At 54.8% G+C, this 1,817-nt stretch carries 1 protein-coding gene; it reads right to left on the reverse strand.

Going from position 1 to position 1,817, the window contains the following annotated elements; translation table 11 throughout:
* The coding region (locus HFE01_RS26275) for a condensation domain-containing protein (RefSeq protein ID WP_167438829.1) at positions 1 to 1,817 on the reverse strand (1,817 nt) is incomplete at both ends.

Consider the following 1,817-nt stretch of genomic DNA (forward strand, 5'->3'; position numbering starts at 1 on the left):
TCGTCCGGCAATCGGTGTGCCAACGACGATGTCCTCTTGGCCTGTGTATTTGTGTAAGAGCGTGGTGTACGCCGCCAGCAACACCATATACAGGGTAGCGCCGGTGTGCGCCGCCAGTTCTTTCAGACGTTCACTAACCTCACGCTTTAGTACAAATTCGATCGTATCCCCTGCCGTACTCTGCACCGCTGGGCGGACAAAGTCAGTAGACAGATCCAGTACAGGTAGTTCACCTTGGAAAGTGTCAAGCCAATACGTTTCCTGACGCTGCATCCATTCCTGCTGGGCCTCGCTTTGCTGCCATACAGCATAATCTTTGTACTGAATCCGCAATGGCGCTAGCTCTTCACCGCCATACAAACGGACAAACTCATCGGTCAGGACCTCCATAGACACCCCATCCGAGACGATATGGTGCATATCAAGCATAAGCAGATGTTGGGCTTCCTGCTCTACTCCCTGAACGCCCAGATCCACCAAGCCTACCCGCAGCAGCGGTGCAGCTTTGAGATCAAACGGACGGACAAAGCTCCGCACCCGTTCTTGCACTTCCTTGCTGACTACAATATCTGCGACCTTGGCTGTATGCGCAGTCGCACTCTCTGCTTGTACCTTCGTATATTCCACCGCAAATGGCACGGTGTCCTCGATCCATTGCATTGGCTCGCTGTCGATTAGCTCAAAGCGGGTACGCAAGGTCGCATGGCGGGCAATCAGTTGACAGAACACGTCCTCTACTCGCTTCACGTCCAGCGGACCACTCACTTGCAGTACCGACGGCATGTTGTAGTTCACATCATTCGGGTCGAACTGATGCAGCACATACAGTCGTTTTTGCGCCGAGGACAGTGGATAGAAGCTGCGCTCTTCCGTTACTGGAATGGACGCATACGCCACCTGATCTAGACCTTCCAGCACAGCTGCCAGTTGTTCAATCGTTGGTGCTTCAAAAATACTGCGCAGAGGAAGCTGCTTGTGCAGTTCCTTGTGAATCTTCGAGGCCAGTGTCGTCGCCCGCAGCGAGTGTCCACCCATCTCAAAGAAGTTTTCCTTCACGCCGACCTGTGCCAGACCCAGCACATCCTGCCAAATTTGTGTCAGCTTCACTTCCACCCACGTCCGCGGTGCAACATAGTCGGCTCCGCTTTGCAGGCTGCCTTCCGGTGCCGGCAATGCCTTGCGGTCGATTTTGCCATTGGGACTCAGCGGCATTTGCTCCAGCTGTACAAAGTACGATGGCACCATGTAGCTTGGCAGCTCTCCGCCCAGCTCACTTCTCAGCTCGCTGGCACTGATTTCTTGCCCCGCGACATAGTAGGCCACCATTTGTTTTTGGCCCGTTTCATCCGCACGAGCCATGACCACCGCTTCTCGTACCGATTCCACTTGAAGTAGCTGCGTTTCGACCTCGCCCAGCTCAATCCGGTACCCCCGGATTTTCACCTGATGGTCAATCCGGCCTAAGTATTCAATGTTGCCGTCTGGCATCCATCTCGCCAAATCACCAGTGCGGTACATCCGTTCATACCCAGCTTCCCTGCTGGCAAACGGATCGGCAACGAATTTCTCGGCCGTTAGCTCCGGACGGTTCAGGTAACCGCGGGCTACGCCGACACCGCCGATGCACAGTTCCCCTGCTACCCCAATCGGCTGCAATTGCTCCGTGCCTTCCTTCACAATGTACAGACGAATGTTCTGAATCGGTTTTCCGATCGGGATAACCGCATATGCCTCATCCGACTCGCAATCAAAGTACGATACGTCCACCGTCGCTTCGGTTGGTCCATACAGGTTGACCAACTTCGCCCCGGCCAGGC

This window comes from Paenibacillus sp. EKM10P, from assembly GCF_011800655.1.
In the GTDB taxonomy this organism is placed as follows: Bacteria; Bacillota; Bacilli; order Paenibacillales; family Paenibacillaceae; genus Paenibacillus; species Paenibacillus polymyxa.